Annotated in this window: 17 protein-coding genes and 1 pseudogene; all 18 read left to right on the top strand. The window is 41.2% G+C overall.

The annotated features are described in order from the left end of the window. Positions 1-13: 13 nt before the first annotated feature. The 18 genes and pseudogenes from ispD (at position 14) to hisZ (ending at position 20,796) form a co-directional block, all read left to right on the top strand. A complete protein-coding gene (gene ispD, locus I2E21_RS02365) occupies positions 14-721 on the top strand; it encodes a 2-C-methyl-D-erythritol 4-phosphate cytidylyltransferase (protein WP_195410302.1) in 708 nt (235 codons plus the stop codon). 15 nt (positions 722-736) lie between these two features. After that, entirely contained in the window at positions 737-1,204 is a 468-nt protein-coding gene (gene ispF, locus I2E21_RS02360; RefSeq protein WP_022235165.1) for a 2-C-methyl-D-erythritol 2,4-cyclodiphosphate synthase, read from the top strand. 81 nt (positions 1,205-1,285) lie between these two features. Then, positions 1,286-1,786 (top strand): zinc ribbon domain-containing protein, encoded by a 501-nt coding sequence (locus I2E21_RS02355; RefSeq protein WP_022235164.1) that lies wholly within the window; start codon positions 1,286-1,288, stop codon positions 1,784-1,786. Between the two features lie 56 nt (positions 1,787-1,842). After that, positions 1,843-2,991, top strand: coding sequence for a D-alanyl-D-alanine carboxypeptidase family protein (locus I2E21_RS02350; protein ID WP_195410301.1), 1,149 nt, complete (start codon positions 1,843-1,845; stop codon positions 2,989-2,991). A 149-nt stretch (positions 2,992-3,140) separates the two neighbouring features. After that, positions 3,141-4,478, top strand: coding sequence for a glucose-6-phosphate isomerase (locus tag I2E21_RS02345; protein ID WP_195410300.1), 1,338 nt, complete (start codon positions 3,141-3,143; stop codon positions 4,476-4,478). Between the two features lie 40 nt (positions 4,479-4,518). Further along, positions 4,519-4,935: a hypothetical protein gene (locus I2E21_RS02340; protein ID WP_022235161.1), complete on the top strand. Its 417-nt coding sequence runs from the start codon at positions 4,519-4,521 to the stop codon at positions 4,933-4,935. 1,126 nt (positions 4,936-6,061) lie between these two features. Beyond that, positions 6,062-6,562, top strand: a pseudogene (locus I2E21_RS02335) (peptidylprolyl isomerase); the annotation flags it as partial. A gap of 112 nt (positions 6,563-6,674) precedes the next feature. Continuing rightward, positions 6,675-7,133: a YaiI/YqxD family protein gene (locus tag I2E21_RS02330; RefSeq protein WP_195410299.1), complete on the top strand. Its 459-nt coding sequence runs from the start codon at positions 6,675-6,677 to the stop codon at positions 7,131-7,133. Between the two features lie 98 nt (positions 7,134-7,231). After that, a complete protein-coding gene (gene pyrH / locus I2E21_RS02325; RefSeq protein WP_022235158.1) occupies positions 7,232-7,945 on the top strand; it encodes a UMP kinase in 714 nt (237 codons plus the stop codon). A 31-nt stretch (positions 7,946-7,976) separates the two neighbouring features. Next, entirely contained in the window at positions 7,977-8,531 is a 555-nt protein-coding gene (gene frr / locus I2E21_RS02320; protein WP_022235157.1) for a ribosome recycling factor, read from the top strand. Between the two features lies 1 nt (position 8,532). Then, a complete protein-coding gene (locus tag I2E21_RS02315) occupies positions 8,533-9,276 on the top strand; it encodes an isoprenyl transferase (RefSeq protein WP_195410298.1) in 744 nt (247 codons plus the stop codon). A 19-nt stretch (positions 9,277-9,295) separates the two neighbouring features. Further along, positions 9,296-10,126, top strand: a complete 831-nt coding sequence (locus I2E21_RS02310) for a phosphatidate cytidylyltransferase (RefSeq protein ID WP_186934862.1) — start codon at positions 9,296-9,298, stop codon at positions 10,124-10,126. A 3-nt stretch (positions 10,127-10,129) separates the two neighbouring features. Further along, positions 10,130-11,281 (top strand): 1-deoxy-D-xylulose-5-phosphate reductoisomerase, encoded by a 1,152-nt coding sequence (locus I2E21_RS02305; RefSeq protein ID WP_022235154.1) that lies wholly within the window; start codon positions 10,130-10,132, stop codon positions 11,279-11,281. A 42-nt stretch (positions 11,282-11,323) separates the two neighbouring features. Then, positions 11,324-12,697 carry an RIP metalloprotease RseP gene (rseP, locus tag I2E21_RS02300; RefSeq protein WP_195410297.1) on the top strand — a complete coding sequence of 458 codons (1,374 nt, stop codon included), beginning with the start codon at positions 11,324-11,326 and terminating at the stop codon, positions 12,695-12,697. Positions 12,698-12,713: 16 nt separating this feature from the next. Beyond that, the gene (ispG, locus tag I2E21_RS02295; protein ID WP_303106225.1) at positions 12,714-13,757 is read left to right on the top strand and encodes a flavodoxin-dependent (E)-4-hydroxy-3-methylbut-2-enyl-diphosphate synthase; all 1,044 of its coding nucleotides are present in this window, start codon (positions 12,714-12,716) and stop codon (positions 13,755-13,757) included. A gap of 17 nt (positions 13,758-13,774) precedes the next feature. After that, positions 13,775-18,145: a PolC-type DNA polymerase III gene (locus I2E21_RS02290; RefSeq protein WP_195410296.1), complete on the top strand. Its 4,371-nt coding sequence runs from the start codon at positions 13,775-13,777 to the stop codon at positions 18,143-18,145. A gap of 15 nt (positions 18,146-18,160) precedes the next feature. Continuing rightward, entirely contained in the window at positions 18,161-19,489 is a 1,329-nt protein-coding gene (locus tag I2E21_RS02285; RefSeq protein WP_195410295.1) for an AI-2E family transporter, read from the top strand. A 137-nt stretch (positions 19,490-19,626) separates the two neighbouring features. Continuing rightward, positions 19,627-20,796: an ATP phosphoribosyltransferase regulatory subunit gene (gene hisZ, locus I2E21_RS02280; protein WP_195410294.1), complete on the top strand. Its 1,170-nt coding sequence runs from the start codon at positions 19,627-19,629 to the stop codon at positions 20,794-20,796. Positions 20,797-20,813 lie beyond the last annotated feature (17 nt).

Below are 20,813 nucleotides of genomic sequence, written 5' to 3'. Positions count from 1 at the left end.
GGGAGTTGATTTTATGTCAGCTTATGTTTCTGCTGTAATAGTTGCGGCGGGCGGCTCTGTAAGAATGGGAATTGCAGACAGCAAACAGTTTATTCCGCTTCTTGACAAGCCGGCTATTGAATATACTTTAAAAGCATTTCAGAAATGCTACCTTATAAAAGAAATTGTTATAGTTTGCCGTGAGCAGGATGTTGACCGCATTAACGAACTTGTAAATCAAAACGGATTTACAAAGGTCAGCAAAGTTGTGCTCGGCGGTTCTTCACGCTCCGCAAGCGTGCGCAACGGCATTAAGGCGGCGAATGAAAAGGCAAAATATTTTGCTATTCACGACGGCGCCCGTCCGCTTATTACTGTTGACGAAATCGAAAGAGTTGTTGAGGCGGCTTTTGAAACCGGTGCGGCAACCCTCGGAACATCCGTTACGGATACAATCAAAATCGTTGACGGATTTAATAAGATTGAGAGCACACCGCTCCGCTCACAGCTTAGAGCAGTGCAGACTCCGCAGGTTTTTGAAAGAGATTTGTATATGTTTGCTCTTGAAAATGCAGGAGAAAACAGCCTTGAATTTACCGACGACTGCGCTCTTATCGAAAATATGGGCGGCGAAGTTCTCGTTGTAAAGGGCAGTGAAGAAAATATTAAACTCACCACTCCCGTAGATGTAATTCTTGCGGAAAGCATACTTAAAAACCGCCTTAAAAACGGTAATTGTTGAGTGAAAGGATAACATATGAGGATTGGTCACGGTTACGATGTTCATAAATTTGCAGAAAACAGAAAACTCATTTTAGGCGGAACAGAAATTCCGTATGAGTTTGGCTTGCTCGGTCATTCCGATGCCGATGTGCTTGTTCACGCAGTAATGGACAGCTTGCTCGGCGCTGCGGCTCTCGGTGATATAGGCAAACATTTTCCCGATACCGACGAAAGGTACAAAGGCGCTGACAGCATCGCTTTGCTCAAAGAGGTTTGCAGAATCCTTGACGAAAACGGCTACAAAATCGGCAATATTGATTCTACGGTAATTGCCCAAAAGCCGAAGCTTAAGGATTATATCTATGCCATGAGAGAAAATATTGCGAATGCTTGCGGCATTGATATTTCGCAGGTAAGCGTAAAGGCAACCACAGAAGAAAAGCTCGGTTTTACAGGCAGGCTTGAGGGCATTTCCGCTCACGCTGTTTGTATTATCGAATAATGAATTAATTAAGGATATTGAGCATACATATTAAACTATGAATGTTTGTATCATACACAAAAATAATGGAGGCACACAAAAATGAAAAATTGTCCAAGATGTAACGCACAGATGGAAGACAACGCTGTTTTTTGCCAGAATTGCGGTTTTTCTGTTGCACAGCAGGCAGAACCACAGGCACAGCAGCCACAGTACAATCAGTATGCGGCAGCTCCCGCTCCTGTTGTAGATCAATATGACCATACAGCTGAATTTTCTGCCGAAGATGTTTCTGAAAACAAGCTTTTGGCAGCAGTGATTTATGTATCAAGCATACTCGGTATTATTGTTGCACTTATTGCACAGAGCTCAAGAAAGTCTAAGTATCTTGATTTCCATATCAAGCAGGGACTTAAATCATTTGTTGTAATGTTTTTCCTCGGCGTAATCGGAGCTGTTTTATCATGGACTTGTATTTTTGCGATTGCGGCAGCTGTTTGTGAGGTTATCGTTCTTGTTTGCAATTATATCTGTCTTTTCAAGTCACTTGCCAACAAGTCAATCGAAATTCCGATTATTCGCAGCCTCGGTTTTCTTAAATGATTTAACTTAAATCATACAAGCCACACCTCGTTCATATTATTGAACGAGGTGTTTTTATGATAAAAAAATTATCGTTGGCTTTGATTATTGCAATAATTTTTACGGCGATACCTGTATTTTCGGTTGATGTCAATGCTGTGACGGAAGAAACGATTACAGCGCCGTCGGCCGTGCTTATGGAAACTTCATCGGGCAAAATATTGTTTGAAAAAAATCCGCACGAACAGCGTCCCTGCGCATCCATTACAAAGGTTATGACAATGCTGCTTGTTTGCGAGGCTATCGACAACGGAAAATTAAGCCTTGACGATACAATCACCGCCTCGGCACACGCAGCGTCAATGGGCGGCAGCGACATATGGCTCGAAGAGGGCGAAACTATGAGCGCAGACGATATGATAAAAGCCACAGTGGTTGCCTCTGCAAATGATGCCGCCGTTGCGCTTGCAGAGCATCTGTGCGGTAGTGAAGAAGTGTTTGTAGAGAAAATGAATGAAAAGGCAAGTCAGCTCGGAATGAAAGACACGGTATTTAAAAACTGCAACGGACTTGACGAGGACGGACACATTACCTCAGCTTATGATGTTGCGGTAATGTCGAGAGAACTTATGAAGCACGAAATGATTTTTGATTACACTTCAATATGGCTTGATAATCTTCGTGACGGAAAAACACAGATTGTAAATACAAATAAACTTCTGAAAACTTATAACGGCATAACGGGACTGAAAACAGGCACTACAAATGATGCCGGCTGTTGTATGTCGGCGTCGGCAAAAAGGGGAGATATGAGCCTTGTTGCGGTAGTTCTCGGCTGTAACTCGGGTAAAGAGCGTTTTTCGGACGCAGCGGCTTTGCTCGATTACGGTTTTGCAAACTTTTCGGTAACACAGTTGAAAGCACCCGAAGATTTACCGAAAACAATTAAGGTTGAAAACGGTATGCAGGGAAATATCGGTATCGGCTGTGATGTAAACGCAAGCATTGTGCTTGATAAAAACAGCAGTTCAAAGATAGTTTCAAAAATTGATTTGCCCGAAAGCATAGAAGCCCCCGTTGTGAGCGGACAAAAGCTTGGCACGGTTACATACAGCCTTGAAGGCATTGCCGTAAAAAGCTTTGAAATTACCGCTTTGCAGGACGCAGAAAAGATTTCTTTTGCCTCAGTTTTCTCGGTTTTATTAAATTCTATAATTTCTTTATAAAATATACAAAATGACCTTGCAAAAAGTCGGGAATTATAGTATAATAAGACAGCAAAGATACTTGTTTCGGATTTTATGTTGCTTTTATCACCGTTTTTACGGTATATTACGCAGTATTATTCCGAAAGGGAATTTTGGGGGAATTAATAATGGCTACAAAACTTACAGACAAATATTTAAAAGGTTTCGTTAATGAACACGAGTATGAGGGTGTGGCTGCTGAAGTAAAGGCTGCTCACAAGGTGCTTCACGACGGTACAGGTCTTGGAAACGATTTCCTTGGCTGGCTTAATCTTCCTACAGATTATGACAAAGAGGAGTTTGCAAGAATTAAGGCTGCTGCCGAGAAGATTAAAAAAGATTCCGATGTATTTATCGTAATCGGTATCGGCGGTTCATACCTCGGTGCAAGAGCCGCAATTGAATTTCTTACTTCACAGAACTACAACCTTACTTGTAAGGATACACCGCAGATTTACTTTACAGGTAACTCAATCAGCTCATCTGCACTTGCAGAGATTATGGAGCTTTGCGAGGGTAAAGATGTATCTGTAAATATGATTTCAAAATCAGGTACTACAACCGAGCCTGCCATCGCATTCCGTGTATTCCGTGAAATGCTTGAGAAAAAGTATGGCAAAGAGGGTGCAAGAGAGCGTATTTACTGCACAACAGATAAGGCTAAGGGCACACTTAAGGCTCTTGCAGACGAAGAGGGTTACGAAACATTCGTAGTTCCTGATGATGTAGGCGGTCGTTTCTCTGTACTTACAGCAGTAGGTCTTCTTCCGATTGCTGTTTCAGGCGCTGACATTGACGCTCTTATGCAGGGTGCGGCAACTGCACAGAAAGAATTTGACAATGACGACCTCGCTACAAACGATTGCTACAAATATGCGGCACTCCGTAACATTCTTTACCGTAAGGGTAAAACAATGGAGGTTATGGTATCTTACGAGCCTGCTTACACAATGATGTCTGAATGGTTTAAGCAGCTTTTTGCAGAGAGTGAGGGCAAGGATAACAAGGGCATTTTCCCTGCAAGCGTTATCTTCTCAACAGATCTTCACTCACTCGGTCAGTACATTCAGGACGGCAGAAGAACTATGTTTGAAACTGTTGTTCTCTTTGATAAATGTAAAAAAGAAGTTACACTCGGCACAGATCCTACAAATGTTGATGGTCTTAACTTCCTTTCGGGAAAGACAATGGGATATGTAAACCGCAAGGCTTTTGAGGGTACGGTTCTTGCTCATAACGACGGCGGTGTACCTAACATCGTTCTCAATGTTCCTGAGATGAACGAATCAGAGCTTGGCTATCTCATCTATTTCTTTGAAAAGGCTTGTGCTATTTCCGGCTATATGCTTGGCGTAAATCCATTTAACCAACCCGGCGTAGAAAGCTACAAGAAGAATATGTTTGCTCTCCTTGGCAAACCGGGTTATGAGGATCAGAAGGCTGCTCTTGAGGCAAGACTCAAGTAATTTCTTTTGTAAATAAGTTTAATATTCTGGAGGAAATAATATGGTTACTTTACTTATCGGTAAAAAAGGAACAGGCAAAACAAAAAAACTTATCGCTCTTGCTAATGAGGCAGTTGCTGCTTCTGCAGGTAATGTTGTTGTAATCGAAAAGGGCGCAAAGCTTACTTACGATGTAACACACAAGGCAAGACTTATTGATACCGAGCAGTACCTCATTGAGGGTTACGATATGCTCTTTGGTTTTATCAGCGGTATCTGCGCAGGCAACTATGATGTTACAGACATTCTTGTTGACTCAACATTCAAGATTTGTCCTACAGGTGTTGACGGTGTAGAAACTTTCACAAAGAAGTTGCAGGAGCTTTCAGAGGCTTCATCGACAAACATCGTTCTTCTTATTTCAGCAGAGGAGTCAGAACTTCCTGAATCTATCAACGCTGTTTGCCAGAAGGTATAATTAATTTCAAGTTTTAACGGACTGCTCTCTTTTGCAGGGCAGCCCGTTTTTTCTGCAATTTTGCGTTGCGGTAAGATTGATAAATTATGGTTTAGCTGAATACTTCATTAGATATTATAAAAGGTTGACCAAACTTTTATAATTATGCAGTAAAATATTCTGCTAAAATCTTACTTTTTTCAACTTTCAAAACTTTTTCACTTGAAATTCACAAAAATTATATCTTACTGTCAGTTTTAGTTTATATAATTTTACAGAAAAACTAAATGGGAAGGGAATAACGATGAATTTAAAAAAATTAATTTTAAAAGCGTCACTCGGCGATAAAAAATCACTTGATTTTATTGCCGAAAAATATCAGAATTATGTCTGCTTTTTCTGTTCAACTGTAATTTCAGACAGTCAAAAAGCTGAAAATGCATTTAAAAAATCTTTTAAGGCTGTTTTTTCTGCCATAGAAAAAAATCCTAAAGTCGACAACCTTGATGAAATTGTAACATACGAAACCGCAAGAGTTTGCAAAGGCTTTATTTCCGATGAAAAAAACTCTGACAATATTCCTGCAAAGTTACAGCCTTTTGCGGATAAAGACAAAATATCATCTGTATCTGCAATTACAGCCGAACAGAAAAAACTTTTTGTGAATGCTCTTAAAGCCGTAGGAGCAAATCAAAGAATCGCACTTGCTCTTAATTTATTATGCGATTATGACGCAAAGAAAATTGCCGATGTTTTAAAAATTTCTGAAGATAAAGTGCAAAATTCTCTTGATTACGGCAGAGAAAATGTAAAAAAACAGTTAAGACTGTCAAACGGAAATTTCAGTAAAAGAGATATTGTTTTCTTAATGACGGCATCATCGGATATAGTTAAAAGCGCTGCGGCACAGAAAAAACTTTCCGATACTGCCGAAAAAGCAGTTGATGATATAGTGCTGTCTTTGGCTAAACCACAAAAATCGGATAAAAAGAAAGCGTGGATTGCAATTTCAGCCGTTGCTGTTTTTCTTATTGCTGTTATAGTTGTTTTTGCCGTAACTTCAAATAAAAATAACAGTACCCCATCAGCTACGGATGCTTCTGTAACTGCCGGAACAAATACATCTGCCACCATAGGCACCGATGAGGCAAAGGGTACTCATCACGCAGAGATTAATATTCGTGATTACGGTGTAATTAAGGTTGAGCTTGACGGTGATGTTGCTCCGATTACGGTTGCAAACTTTATAAATCTTGCAAACAGCGGTTTTTATAACGGACTTACATTCCACCGCATTATTGACGGATTTATGATGCAGGGCGGCGACCCGTTAGGAAACGGTACAGGCGGTTCGGATAACACAATCAAGGGTGAATTTTCGCAGAACGGCGTAGAAAATAACCTTTCACATACAAGAGGTGCGATTTCTATGGCTCGTTCAACAGATATGGACAGCGCAAGTTCACAGTTCTTTATTGTTCAGTCAGACAGCACATATCTTGACGGTCAGTACGCTTGCTTCGGATATGTAACCGACGGTATGGATATTGTCGATGAAATCTGTAAAAATGCGGTAACAACCGACAGCAACGGTTCTGTAGACGCAGAAAATCAGCCAGTTATAAATTCAATTAAAATTACAGATTAAAACTAAACGGACTTGATTTTTCAAGTCCGTTTTTAGGTTATTGCCTTAGAGTTAATTTCAATGTTTGTGTAACTTTAATAAAAACATTACGATATAAAAAGGAGGTAAACGCTTGAAAATATTGGTAGATGCAGACGCTTGTCCCGTTGTAAAACAAGTTGAAAAGATTGCGAAAAAGCACAGAGTGCCTGTCATTTTGCTTTGCGATACAAACCACATTCTTTCATCAAATTACAGTGAAATTAAAGTAATCGGTGCAGGCGCCGACGCTGTTGACATTGCGCTTGCAAATCTTTGTCAAAGCGGAGATATTGCTGTTACGCAGGATTACGGAGTTGCGGCTCTTGTACTCGGCAAAGGCGGTTATGCAATTCATCAGTCGGGAAAAATATTTACAAACGAGAATATCGACGGACTTTTAATGGAGCGGCATATCAACAAAAAGGCAAGAATGTCATCTTCAAAAAATCATCTCAAAGGGCCTAAAAAGCGTACAAAAGAGGACGATTTAAGGTTTGAATCGGCATTTGAAAGTCTTTTATGCAGAATATTGTCACACGATTTAAAATAAAGAACGCAAAATAGAAAATATTGTCTTAATTTTCTTTACAAAACAGGCATTTTATAGTATTATTATAGTAATTATATTACACAGTGGGGTGTTAAGTTATGAAACCAAAATACAATAGAATTTTATTAAAACTTTCAGGCGAATCACTTGCAGGTGATCAGAAAACAGGTATCGACTTCGACAAAGTTGTTGAAATATGTAAACCAATCAAAAAGTGCGTAGACGCAGGCGTTCAGGTAGGTATCGTTGTTGGCGGCGGTAACTTCTGGAGAGGCAGAAGTTCAGGTGATATGGACAGAACAAGAGCAGACCATATGGGTATGCTTGCAACTGCAATCAACGCTCTCGGCGTAGCAGACGCACTTGAGCAGCTCGGCTGCGTAGTAAGAGTTCAGACCGCTATTTCAATGCGCCAGGTTGCAGAGCCTTACATTCGCAACAAGGCTATGTGCCATCTCCAATCAGGCAAGGTTGTAATCTTCGGCTGCGGTACAGGTAACCCGTTCTTCAGCACAGACACAGCTGCCGCTCTTCGTGCAAACGAGATTGAGGCTGACATTATGATGAAAGCTACAATGGTTGACGGCGTATATGACAGCGACCCTAAAACAAATCCAAATGCTAAGAAGTACGATGTTGTTTCTTTCCACGAGGTTCTCAACAAGGACCTTGCGGTAATGGACAGCACAGCAGCTTCACTTTGTAAGGACAACAAGCTCCCTGTTCTCGTTTTCAGCCTTGAAGACCCTGAGAATATTTATCGTGCGGTATGCGGTGAAAACATCGGTACTGTAGTTGATGCTATAGACTAATATTTTATGATGAATTAACGGAGGAAACATTATGCAAACACAGATTAAAAAGGCTTCTGAATCAATGGAGAGAAGAGTATCTCATATGCAGCAGGAGTTTTCTGAAATCAGAGCCGGCAGAGCAAACCCCGGTGTACTCGATAAGGTAAAGGTTGATTATTACGGTGCACCTACTCCTGTAAATCAGCTTGCGGCAGTTTCGGTAACAGAGGCAAGAACTCTCACCGTTCAGCCTTGGGATATGTCTGTTTTAAGACAGATTGAAAAGGCTATTCTTACATCTGACATCGGTATTAACCCACAGAACGACGGTAAGGTTATCCGCCTTGTATTCCCGCCTCTTACAGAGGACAGAAGAAAGGAAATCGTAAAAGACATTATGAAGATTTCCGAAGATACAAAGGTACAGGTAAGAAATGTTCGCCGTGACTTAATCGACAAACTTAAGGCTATGAAGAAGAGCGGTGAGCTTACAGAGGACGATTTAAAGCAGGGCGAAAAGAAAGCGCAGGAGCTTACAGACAAGTATATCAAGAATATAGACACAATTTCAGCCGCAAAGCAGAAAGAAATTTTGGAGATGTAATATGGCTTTTTGGAATTCAAAGTCTGAAGAAGCTAAAAAAACGGATATAATTTTACCCGAACACATAGGTATTATAATGGACGGTAACGGCAGATGGGCAAAAAAGCGCAGTCTGCCTCGTTCTGTCGGACATCGTGAGGGCGCAAAAACTTTCAGAAAAATCACAAGATATTGCTCGGACATCGGTATAAAATATCTTACCGTTTATGCTTTTTCAACTGAAAACTGGAAACGCCCAGAGGACGAAGTCAGCGCTCTTATGAAACTTTTTAAGTCTTACCTTAACGAGGCGCTTGAGGACTTTAAAGATGACAGCATTGTTGTAAAATTTATCGGAGATAAATCTCATTTCAGCTTAGATTTGCAAAATCTTATGATTGAAAACGAGGAAAGCTCAAAAGACCGTGACGGTATGGTGCTTAATATTGCTATGAATTACGGCAGCCGTGACGAAATTGTGCGTGCCGTTAAAAATATAAGCACAGATGTAAAAAGCGGTAAGATTGATGTTGAAAATATTGACGAAGCGCTTTTTTCAAATTATCTTTATACCGCCGGTCAGCCCGATCCCGATTTGATTATCAGACCGAGCGGTGAATACAGAATTTCAAACTTTATGCTATGGCAGGCTGCTTATACCGAGTTTGTCATAATGAATAAGCTCTGGCCTGATTTTGAAAAATCAGACCTTGACGAGGCTATTAATATATACTCTCAACGCAACAGGCGCTTTGGAGGAGTATAAAGAAGCAGGTAGATCAGTTATGAAATCATTAAAAGCAAGACTTCTTACAGCGGTTGTCGGCATTTCCATAATTTTAGTTTTGCTGTTTTTGGGAGAAATACAGCCGCTCGTAATCGCCTTTGCGGTAGCTGCGGTTACGGCGTTTATGACAGGCGAATACTTACACGCTAACAAGCTGTTGAAAAAATATTTTATTTCGGTTCCGTGCATACTATTTGCAGCAGTAATTCCCATAGTATTAAATACGGGCTTGGTATATCCGATTATTGCCGTTTTTATGATAGTGGGGTTTGCTATGCTGATATACAATCACAAGCAAATCAATTATCTTGACTTTGCGTATGCGATGTTCGGCACACTTCTTATCACATTCGGAATGAGTGCGTTTTCGGCTCTTTGCCTTAATTGCAAGCCGTTGAGTTTTTACTTTGCAACTATTTTTTCACTTCCTTGGATGGCGGACGCAGGCGGATTTTTTATCGGCGCAAGCTTTGGCAAACATAAACTTTGTCCGAATGTCAGCCCTAAAAAGACGGTTGAGGGCGCAGTCGGCGGAGTAATTTTCTGCGTATTGACTGCCGTTGTACTCGGTTTGCTCTTTGCGTTTGTAATTGCTCCCGAATATAAGTTTAACTTTGTTGCTCTTATCATTCTCGGTGTTGTTGACGCCGTGGTTTCTATTTTCGGCGACTTGAGTTTTTCTCTTATCAAGAGAAGTGTAGGCATTAAGGACTACAGTTCTGTATTTCCGGGTCACGGCGGTATGCTCGACAGATTTGACAGCATTATTTTTACCGCTCCTGTTATGCTTGCAATCAATCAGTTTTTGCCTTTTGCTACGGTGGTGTAAATTATGATTAAAAATATTTCCGTTTTAGGTTCAACAGGTTCAATCGGTACTCAAACGCTTGATGTTGTCGATAAACTTAACTTGAATGTTACAGCGCTTACCGCAAATTCAAATGTAAAGCTAACGGAACAGCAGATAAGAAAGTATAAGCCGCAGATTGCAGTGCTTTTTGACGAAGAAAAAGCAAAAGAATTACAGCTTGCGGTCAAAGATACCAATACAAAAGTTCTCGGCGGAATGGACGGACTTATTGCGGCGGCAACCGAAAAAAGTTGCGAACTTGTACTTAATTCCGTTGTGGGAATGGTAGGCTTGCTGCCCACAATTGCGGCGGCAAATGCCAAAAAAGATATTGCGCTTGCAAATAAGGAAACTCTTGTTGCGGGCGGACATCTTGTTACGGATGCTGTCAGGGATAATAATGTAAGGCTTTTGCCTGTTGACAGCGAGCACTCGGCAATTTTTCAGTGCTTGCAGGGTATGCCGCAGAATAAGGCGCTTAAAAAGCTGATACTTACGGCATCGGGCGGTCCTTTCTTTGGCAGAACCCGTGACGAACTTAAAAATGTTACGGTAGAGCAGGCTCTTAATCATCCGAATTGGAGTATGGGCGCTAAAATCACCATAGACTCTGCTTCAATGATGAATAAGGGACTTGAAATTATAGAGGCAAGCAGACTTTTTGATGTTGAGGGCGACAGAATTGATGTTGTGGTTCACAGAGAAAGTATAATCCATTCGCTTGTTGAGTATGACGATAATTCGGTTATCGCTCAACTCGGCTTGCCCGATATGCGTATTCCTATTCAGTATGCGGTTACATATCCCGACCGTTATGAGTCGCCTGTGGGCGAGCTTAAACTTGCGGATATTGCCAAAATGACATTTTTTGAGCCTGATTACAAGACTTTTGAATGTCTTACAGCATGCAAGAAAGCCCTTGATACAGGCGGTACGGCTACGGCTGTGGTAAACGGCGCAAATGAAGAGGCAAACGCTTTATTCCGTCAGGGAAAAATATCTTTCCTTGAAATAGGCAGTCTTGTTACGGAATCATTAAATGCCGTAAAGACAATTAATCAAAAAAATGTTGAGGATGTTCTGAACGCAGACGCACTTGCAAGAGAGTTTGTACGCAGAACGGTAAACAAATAATTAGATTTTGCGGAATTTTTATCTGGAGTTGATTGACCAAATATGCAAATATTAGTAACTATAGCCTTGGTAGTAATTGCGGTGCTGCTTTTTGAGCTGATTATAGGATTACATGAGTTCGGACATTTCATTACGGCAAAGCTTTCGGGCATTAAGGTAAATGAATTTGCACTTGGAATGGGGCCAAAGCTTTTTAGTTTTAAAAAGGGCGAAACACAGTATTCTTTAAGACTTTTTCCAATCGGCGGATTCTGTGCAATGGAGGGCGAGGACGAAGACAGTCCCGAGCCGCGCTCGTTTAATAATGCAAAGGTCTGGAAACGAATGATAGTCATTATTGCGGGTGCGGTAATGAATATAATTCTTGGCATAATTTTTTCTTTTATAATGGTCATTCCGCAGGAGGCATACTCTTCTACGACTGTTGAACAGTTTGACCCACGCTCTTATTCCGCAAACTGCGGTTTACAGATCGGCGATAAAATCGTTAAGGTCAACGGATATGATATTTACAATTCAAAGGATTTATCTTTTTCGTTTGCAGGTGTAAACTGTGAAAATGTTGACGGTAAGTCTGTATCCGTATATAAGCAGGACTGCGCAAATGCAATCTGTACGGAGTACAGTAAAATCGCAACCGATAAAAAGCCCGATGACGATACGCTCCTGAAACTTTACAATATCACAACCGACGGTTGTACGGTGGTGAATAATTCCGCCGACAAAACCGAGGCTAAAAAGGTGATGGACGATACCGTCAAAAAACTTTATGATACAATCGGTGTAACAGACTATACTCTCCCGACAATTACCGAAAAAGATACCCGTCAGCGTTATACTGCAACTGTTACGGTAATAAGGGACGGCAAAGAAGTTGAGCTAAACGATGTTCAGTTCTTTACTTACTATAAAAACGAAGAGGATAAAGAGGCAGATAAGCCGTCGGTTTCTCTTGATTTTTATGTTGAGCCAATCGACAAGACATTCACTTCTGTAATTAAACAGGGATTTTCCGAAGCTTTGTCAGTCGGCAGAATGGTATGGCAGTCGGTTGTATGGATTGTGCAGGGCAGATTTGGATTTAAAGATATGTCAGGTCCTGTCGGCATTGCATCTGCGGTAACACAGGTTGCCTCACAGGGACTTGAAACAAACTTCGGTTCTGCGGTATTTAATATTTTAAATGTAATGACCTTGATTACAATAAATCTCGGTATATTCAATATGCTCCCGTTCCCGGCACTTGACGGCGGAAGATTTTTGCTTTTGCTTATTGAGTGGATATTCAGAAAGCCGATACCGAGAAAGGTTGAGCAATATATCAATGCAGCAGGCTTTATTATTCTTATGGGATTTATGGTTGTTGTAACCTGTAAGGATATATGGCAGTTGTTTACCGGACAGCTAAGCCTGTAGCACAGGAGGAATTACAGTGGGAAGTAAAAAACAAGTTAAGGTCGGCAATGTGCTTGTCGGCGGAGGTGCACAAGTAAGCGTTCAGTCAATGCTGAATGTACCGTCAACTGATATTGAGGGTTCGGTTAAACAGGCGATTGAACTTGAAAAAGCAGGTTGTCAGATTATAAGAGCCGCTATTCCTAACAAGGATGCGGTTAAACTTATTCCGGCATTAAAGCAGGCTCTTACAATTCCCGTTGTTGCCGACATACATTTCGATTATAAATTGGCGCTTGAGGCTTGTGCCGCAGGTGTTGATAAAATTCGTATAAATCCGGGCAATATCGGTTCTGATGACAGGGTAAAGGCGGTTGCTGACGCTTGCCGTCAGAGAAATATTCCTATCAGAATCGGCGTAAATTCCGGCTCGCTTGAAAAGGAAATTCTCGCAAAGTACGGTCACCCCACACCGCAGGCGCTTTGCGACAGTGCGCTTTATCATGCGTCTTTGCTTGAAAAGTTCGATTTTAACGATATTGTTCTTTCAATGAAAAGCTCAACCGTTCCGTTTATGGTTAAGGCTTATGAGCTTGCAAACGAGCAGTGCGATTATCCGCTCCACCTTGGCGTTACCGAGGCAGGTACCGAACGAATGGGCATTATCAAGTCGGCTGCAGGTATCGGTTCGCTGTTACTTCACGGAATCGGCGACACAATCAGAGTTTCTCTTACGGCTGACCCTGTAAAGGAAATCTATGCCGCTAACGATATTTTAAAAGCGCTCGGACTTAAAAAGAGCGGTGTGCAGTTTGTATCCTGCCCGACCTGCGGCAGAACAAGAATTGACCTTGTAAAAATTGCGGGAGAGGTTGAAAACAGACTTAAAGACTGTAAAAAGAATATCAAAGTAGCCGTAATGGGCTGTGTTGTAAACGGCCCGGGTGAGGCAAGAGAGGCTGACATCGGAATTGCAGGCGGTGACGGCTGCGGTCTTGTATTCAAAAAAGGTGAAGTAATCAGAAAAGTTCCCGAGGAGCAGCTTGTTGACGCTCTTATGGATGAAATCGATAAATTATAATTCTTATAAGGAAGAATATGAAAACACTCGGAGAAGTCTTTAATCCGTATCTTGCGGATAAACCGCTCGCTGATGATATATCATCAGCCGAGCTTTTAAAACTTAATATTAACAGTAATAATCGCTCAATCACAATGACTGCCAAATTTGGCGGTCTTGTGTTGAGGGATAACCTTTTTGCTGCCGAAAAACAAATTTCCAAATCCGAATTAAATCTCGGCTCTGTCAGAATTAATCCGATTTATGATTCTAAACTTTTTTCAGCAGATTATTTTCCTGAGCTGTATAAGGCGGTTAAGCGTGATATTCCGAGTATTAACGGCACACTTAACAACGCATTTGTTACCTATGAGGAAGGTAATTTGCAAATCACACTTAATAACGGCGGCAAAAGCCTTTTAGATGCCAAGGGTTTTGACAAGGCTCTTAAAAGGCTTGTTGCAGAGGAATTTTCGCTTGAAATCAACATTATATATACAGGTACGCTTGAAGTTGACGGACAGAGCGAAGAATATATGCAGACAATGAAAAATGCCGCAGAAAAAATCGAAAGACAAAAGATTGAAGAAAGCGTGCACGATACTGCGAGCAATGAGGCTGTTACAAAGGCTGTAAAGGAAAAGAGAAATTCCGATGCAGTGCAGGAAATTGAAGTGCGGGAGGGCAAGTTTTTGCTGCCGCAGATTGTTGAAGCCTCAATAAAACCTTTTTACGGCAGGTCTATACGAGGTAAAATCGAGCCAATCAGCACAATTGTTGCCGACACAGGCAGAATAGTCGTATGGGGCGATATTTTTGATATTGAAAAAAAGGTAACAAAGTCGGGAGATAAAAATATTTTTGTAATCGACATTACCGACTATTCGGGTTCTACATCCGTAAAAGTTTTCGGAACAATCAAAGACACCGCAATTCTTGATAACCTGAAAAAAGGTGACACAGTAGTTGTTCAGGGCGATGTCGAATATGACCGCTACGCAGGCGAACTTATGCTTATTGCAAGGTCAATCGGCACTGCAAATAAGGTTAAGGTTGTGGATAAAGCGGAGGAAAAGCGTGTCGAACTGCATTTGCATACGAATATGTCGCAGATGGACGCAGTAACCTCGGCAGGCGACCTTGTAAAAAGAGCCGCCGATTGGGGACACCCGGCAGTTGCAATCACAGACCACGGTGTTGCACAGGCTTTCCCTGATGCTATGAAAGCCGCCGATAAAATTAATAAAGACGGCGAAAAAATCAAGGTTATTTACGGCACAGAGGCTTACTTTATGGATGACCTTGTAGAATCTGTTTCGGGCAAAAGCGAAGAACCGCTTGACGGCACATTTATCTGCTTTGATATTGAAACTACCGGTCTTTCCGCAAATCATGACAAAATCACAGAAATCGGTGCCGTAAAGGTTGAAAACGGACAGATAACCGATACTTTTTCAACTTTTGCAAATCCGGGTATGCCGATTCCCGCAAAGATAACCGAGCTTACGGGCATTACCGACGCTATGGTAAAAGACGCACCGTCACAGAGCGAGGCGGTTAGCGCATTTCTTGAATTTGCAGGCGACAATGTGCTTGTTGCGCATAATGCACCGTTTGATACCTCGTTTATCCGTAAGGCTTGCGAAAATATGAACAGGGAGTACAACTACACTTCCATTGACACCGTTGCAATTTCAAGAGCCATTTTGACCGATATTAAAAACTGCAAGCTGGATACCGTTGCAAAGTATTTGCGACTTGGCGACTTTAATCATCACCGTGCAACCGACGATGCGGAAATGCTTGCAAGAATTTTTATAAATCTTTGTACCCGTCTTAAAGATGACTACAATATTACAAAAACCAACGAAATCAATACACAGATTGCAGGCGGCGGTGACTTCAAAAAACTGCCGACTTATCACCAAATAATTCTTGTAAAGAATTTAACAGGTCTTAAGAATTTGTATAAATTGATTTCTTACGCTCATCTCACATATTTTTATAAAAAGCCGAGAATACCTAAGAGTGAGCTTGTTAAGCACCGTGAGGGACTTATAATCGGCTCGGCTTGTTGTGCAGGTCAGCTGTATCAGGCTATACTTCTCGGAAAGCCGTGGCCTGAAATCAAAGCAATTGCATCATTTTATGACTACCTTGAAATTCAGCCTGCGGGAAACAATAATTTTATGATTCGTGAGGGCAGATTTGCCAATGAGGCAGAACTCCACGAAATTGATAAGACTATAGTAAAACTCGGCAAAGAACTCGGCAAGCCTGTTTGTGCTACTTGCGATGTTCATTTTATGGACCCGAAGGACGCCGATTACAGAAAAATTCTTATGGCGGGTCAGGGCTTTAAAGATGCCGAAGACCAAGCTCCGCTTTACCTTAGAACCACAGCGGAAATGCTCAAAGAATTTGAGTACCTCGGCAAAGAAAAGGCATACGAAGTTGTTGTCACAAATCCACGCAAAATTGCCGATATGTGCGAGTCGATAAGACCTATTCCGAAGGGAACTTTCCCTCCTAACATTGAGGGTGCGGAGGAAGAACTCGTTTCTATCACATGGGAAAGGGCAAAGGAAAAATACGGTGACCCTCTTCCTGAAATTGTTAAGGCTCGTCTTGACAAAGAACTTAATTCAATTACAACCTACGGCTTCTCCGTACTTTATATGACCGCTCAAAAACTCGTTGCCGACAGCGAGGCACACGGTTATCTTGTAGGTTCCAGAGGTTCTGTAGGTTCGTCATTCGTTGCGACAATGTCGGGTATTTCCGAAGTAAATCCGCTTTGTCCGCACTATATATGCCCAAAATGTAAGCACAGCGAATTTATTACAGACGGCAGTTACGGTTCGGGTTTTGATATGCCTCCTAAGAATTGCCCCGAGTGCGGCACTCTTATGGACCAGGACGGTCACGAAATTCCGTTTGAAACATTCCTTGGATTTAAAGGCGACAAAGTGCCTGATATTGACCTTAATTTCAGCGGTGAGTATCAGTCAAAATCGCACAGATATACCGAGGAACTGTTCGGTAAAAACAATGTGTTTAAGGCGGGTACTATTTCTACCGTTGCGGAAAAAACCGCTATCGGCTATGTAAAGGGTTATGCCAACGATAAGGGTATGATTCTTCATAAGGCTGAAATCAAGCGACTTGCTCTCGGCTGTACGGGCGTTAAGCGTACAACGGGTCAGCACCCAGGCGGTATGGTTGTTGTACCGAGAACAAGCGAAGTTTACGACTTCTGTCCTGTTCAGCACCCTGCAAACGATATGAAGTCCGACAATATTACCACTCACTTCGACTTCCATTCTATTCACGATACAATTACAAAACTTGATGAGCTCGGACACGATGTTCCGACAATTTATCACTATCTTGAACTTTATACGGGTATTCCCGTTATGAAAGTATCAATGAGTGACCCCGAGGTTATGAGCCTGTTTACATCAACCAAAGCTCTCGGTGTAACTCCCGAAGATATAGGCTCAGAAACAGGTACATTCAGCTTGCCCGAATGCGGTACTTCCTTTGTACGAGGAATGTTGGTAGAGGCTAAGCCAAAAACATTTACCGACCTTTTGCAGATTGCAGGTTTGTCACACGGAACAGGTGTATGGCTTGGCAATGCGCAGGAGCTTATTCATAATCATACCTGCGATATTTCAAGCGTTATCGGTACTCGAGATTCCATTATGACTTACCTTATGCATAAGGGACTTGAGCCGGGTATGGCATTTAAGATAATGGAAATTGTCCGTAAAGGTAATGCGACAAAATTGCTTACCGAAGAACATTTCAAGGCGATGAGAGATAACAATGTTCCCGAATGGTACATTGATTCCTGTATGAAAATTCAGTATATGTTCCCGAAAGCCCACGCCGCCGCATATATGATTTCTACATTGCGACTTGGCTGGTACAAGGTGCATAAGCCTGTTGAATATTACGCAGCTTACTTTACGGTACGAAGCGAAAACCTTGACGGTGTTGTGCTTATGCAGGGACATCAGGCTGTTAAAAACAGAATGAAACTTATAAAGCAAAAGCAAAGCGCCCACGAATCGTCTACAAAAGAAGATCAGGAGTACGCTACACTTCAGATTGTAAATGAAATGCTTGCAAGAAAAATTGAAGTTCTGCCTGTTGACATTTACAAATCCGAGGCTAAAATGTTCAAGGTTGAGGACGGCAAAATAAGACTTCCGTTTTCAACAATTCCCGGACTTGGCGAAAGCGCCGCAATATCTCTCGCTGAATCGGGAAAGGTAAATACATACCTTTCCATTGAAGAAATGCAGATAAAGACAAAGGTTTCCAAGTCTATTATTGAGTCGCTGAAAAATATCGGCGCACTTGAGGGACTTCCGGAAAGCTCACAGATGTCATTGTTTTAAGGAGTAGCGTAATAAATGAAAAAACTTTTTACATTAAAAAATGTACTGATTTGTATTCTTTTTACAATATTTTTGCTGTTTGTAAAGGATAATTTCAGTGTGGTATGGAACGCAATTTGTATGTTTGCATCTATTCTGACACCGTTTGTAATAGGATTTTTGTTTGCGTATATTTTGAATTTTCCTTACAAATTCTTTTATTCAAAAGTATTCGGATTTTTGAAAAACAAAAAAGCTTTTTTTGCGAAAATGCGCAAACCGTTATCTATAATTTGCACATATACGGCGGTAATTGCCGTACTCGGATTTTTGATTGCCATTCTTGTTCCGCAGATCGGCGACAATATTTCGAGCCTTGTTGAAAGAGTGCCGTCATATTTTAATTCAGTATATGAATGGCTTTCAAGCGTTGCCGATTGGGCTAATAAGACTTATAATGCAAACATTGATATTGACGCATCTTTTGCTCAACTCGGCAAAGAGATTGCAAATAATTTAAACGGCACTACAATTGCAAATTTCTCAAAAAATGTGTTGTTTGATACTCTTGTACCTATGATTACAAACACCACGGCGGGAATTTATAACTTTATTATGGGTATTGTAATTTCCGTTTACTTCCTGTCAGCAAAGGAAATGCTGTGCAGACAGGTAAAGCGACTTGCCGTTGCGTTTATTCCGATAAAATTCTTGCCTAAAGTTTATGAGATTGTCGATATTACCGATACAAAATGCGGTAGATTCCTTGTTGGCGACATTATTGACGCCGCTTTTATCGGAGTGCTCACATTCATTACAATGTCTATTTTCCAATTGCCGTATGCCGCATTGATTGCGGTTCTTATAGGCGTAACAAATATTATTCCTTTTTTCGGACCTTTCATAGGTGCAATCCCGAGTGCTATTATTCTTTTCCTTGAAAGCCCGTGGGATATGATTATATTCATTGCGATTGTATTTGTTATTCAACAGCTTGACGGCAACCTTTTCAAGCCGAAGATTATCGGCAGTCAGGTCGGACTTTCAAGTTTCTGGGTACTTTTCAGCGTTATCGTCGGCGGAAGTTTATTCGGTATGGTAGGCTTTATTTTAGGTACTCCTATATATGCGGTTATTTATACGCTGATCGGCAAAAGAGTTAAAAACGCTATTGACAACAAAGGCAAAATCGCTCAGGAGGCACTTGACTTTGAGGTGCTGAATTATGTAAAGATTGCCACAGAACAAAAGAAGATAAGAGAAGAAAAGGAAAACGCTCAAAAGGAAAAGCTTTTGAAGTTTATCAAACCCGATAAACATACAAATTCCGAAAGCGATGACGATAATAAAGACGACAAAGAATAACATTTATTTTGCAGAGCAGTAAAATTGTTTGCTGCTCTGTAATTAAAAATATTTTTGTTAAAAAATTGACAAGTACATTTTTATATGTTATTATATTAGCATATTAGCACACTAAAGCGTTTTATAAAGAGGTTTTTATGAAAAAGAATTTAAAAATTACCCCAGAAGGAATGAAAGATTTTCTTTTTGCGGAGTGTTCGGCAATGGACGATGTATGCGGCAAAATAGAAAAGGTATTTACAAAGGGTGGTTTTAAGAAAGTAATCACACCGGGCATTGAATTTTACGATATTTTTTCAATGGAATGCAGCGGAATTGACCAGCAGTCAATGTTTAAATCAGTTGACAACAAAGGCAGACTTCTTGTTATGCGTCCCGATTCAACACTTCCGATTGCAAGAATGGTGTCGTCAAGACTTAAAAACAGCATTATGCCTGTAAGACTTTACTATAAGCAGGCAGTGTACAGAAATAACCCTACTCTTATGGGCAGAAGAAATGAATTTATGCAGATGGGCGTTGAATTGCTCGGCGTAAAGGGCAAGAGGGCAGACCTTGAGGTGCTCTCAACAGCAATCAGAGCGATTATGAGCGTTGCCGATGATTTCAGAATCGAACTCGGTCACGCACAGGTATTTAACGCACTTATCAGTGAAATAGATATTGACGAGGATTTCAAAGAGAAAATCAGAGTTACCATTGAGGGCAAAAATTATTCTGCTCTTAATAACCTGCTTGACAAACTTGCGCCTTGCAAGGCTGTAACCGCTATCAGAAGTTTGCCGTCGCTCTTTGGCGGTGACGAAGTGTTTGACAAGGCAACAGAGCTTTGCAGCGGCACAAAGGCTGTTGACGCACTCAATTATTTACATACACTCTACGATTCGCTTAAAACTCTCGGACTTGGGGACAAACTCATTGTTGACCTCGGTCTTGTACAGAGAAACGATTATTATACAGGTTTTGTTTTCTGCGGATATATTTCAGGCATAGGTGACGCAGTCCTTTCGGGCGGCAGATACGATGACCTTCTTTCTGAATTTGACGCTCCTATGGGCGCAGCGGGTTTTGCGATTGATACGGACGCAATCACAGAAAAACTGCTTTCCGATAAAAATACAAGCTATACTGATGTACCCGATATTCTCGTTTATGCAAATGACGGCGCAGAGATTGAGGCAATCAATGCCGTTGCCGATATGCAGAGAAACGGAATTAACGCCCGTTTCTGCGTGCTCGAAACTCTTGAAGAGGCAAAGGCTTTTGCAGAAAAAATGGGTATAGAAAAAGTACAGATTATCGGCTGAGTGTGAAAGGATTTTTC

The organism is Ruminococcus sp. BSD2780120874_150323_B10 (assembly GCF_015553695.1).
Lineage (GTDB): Bacteria > Bacillota > Clostridia > Oscillospirales > Acutalibacteraceae > Ruminococcoides > Ruminococcoides intestinale_A.
This window is presented reverse-complemented; position numbering and strand designations above follow the sequence as displayed.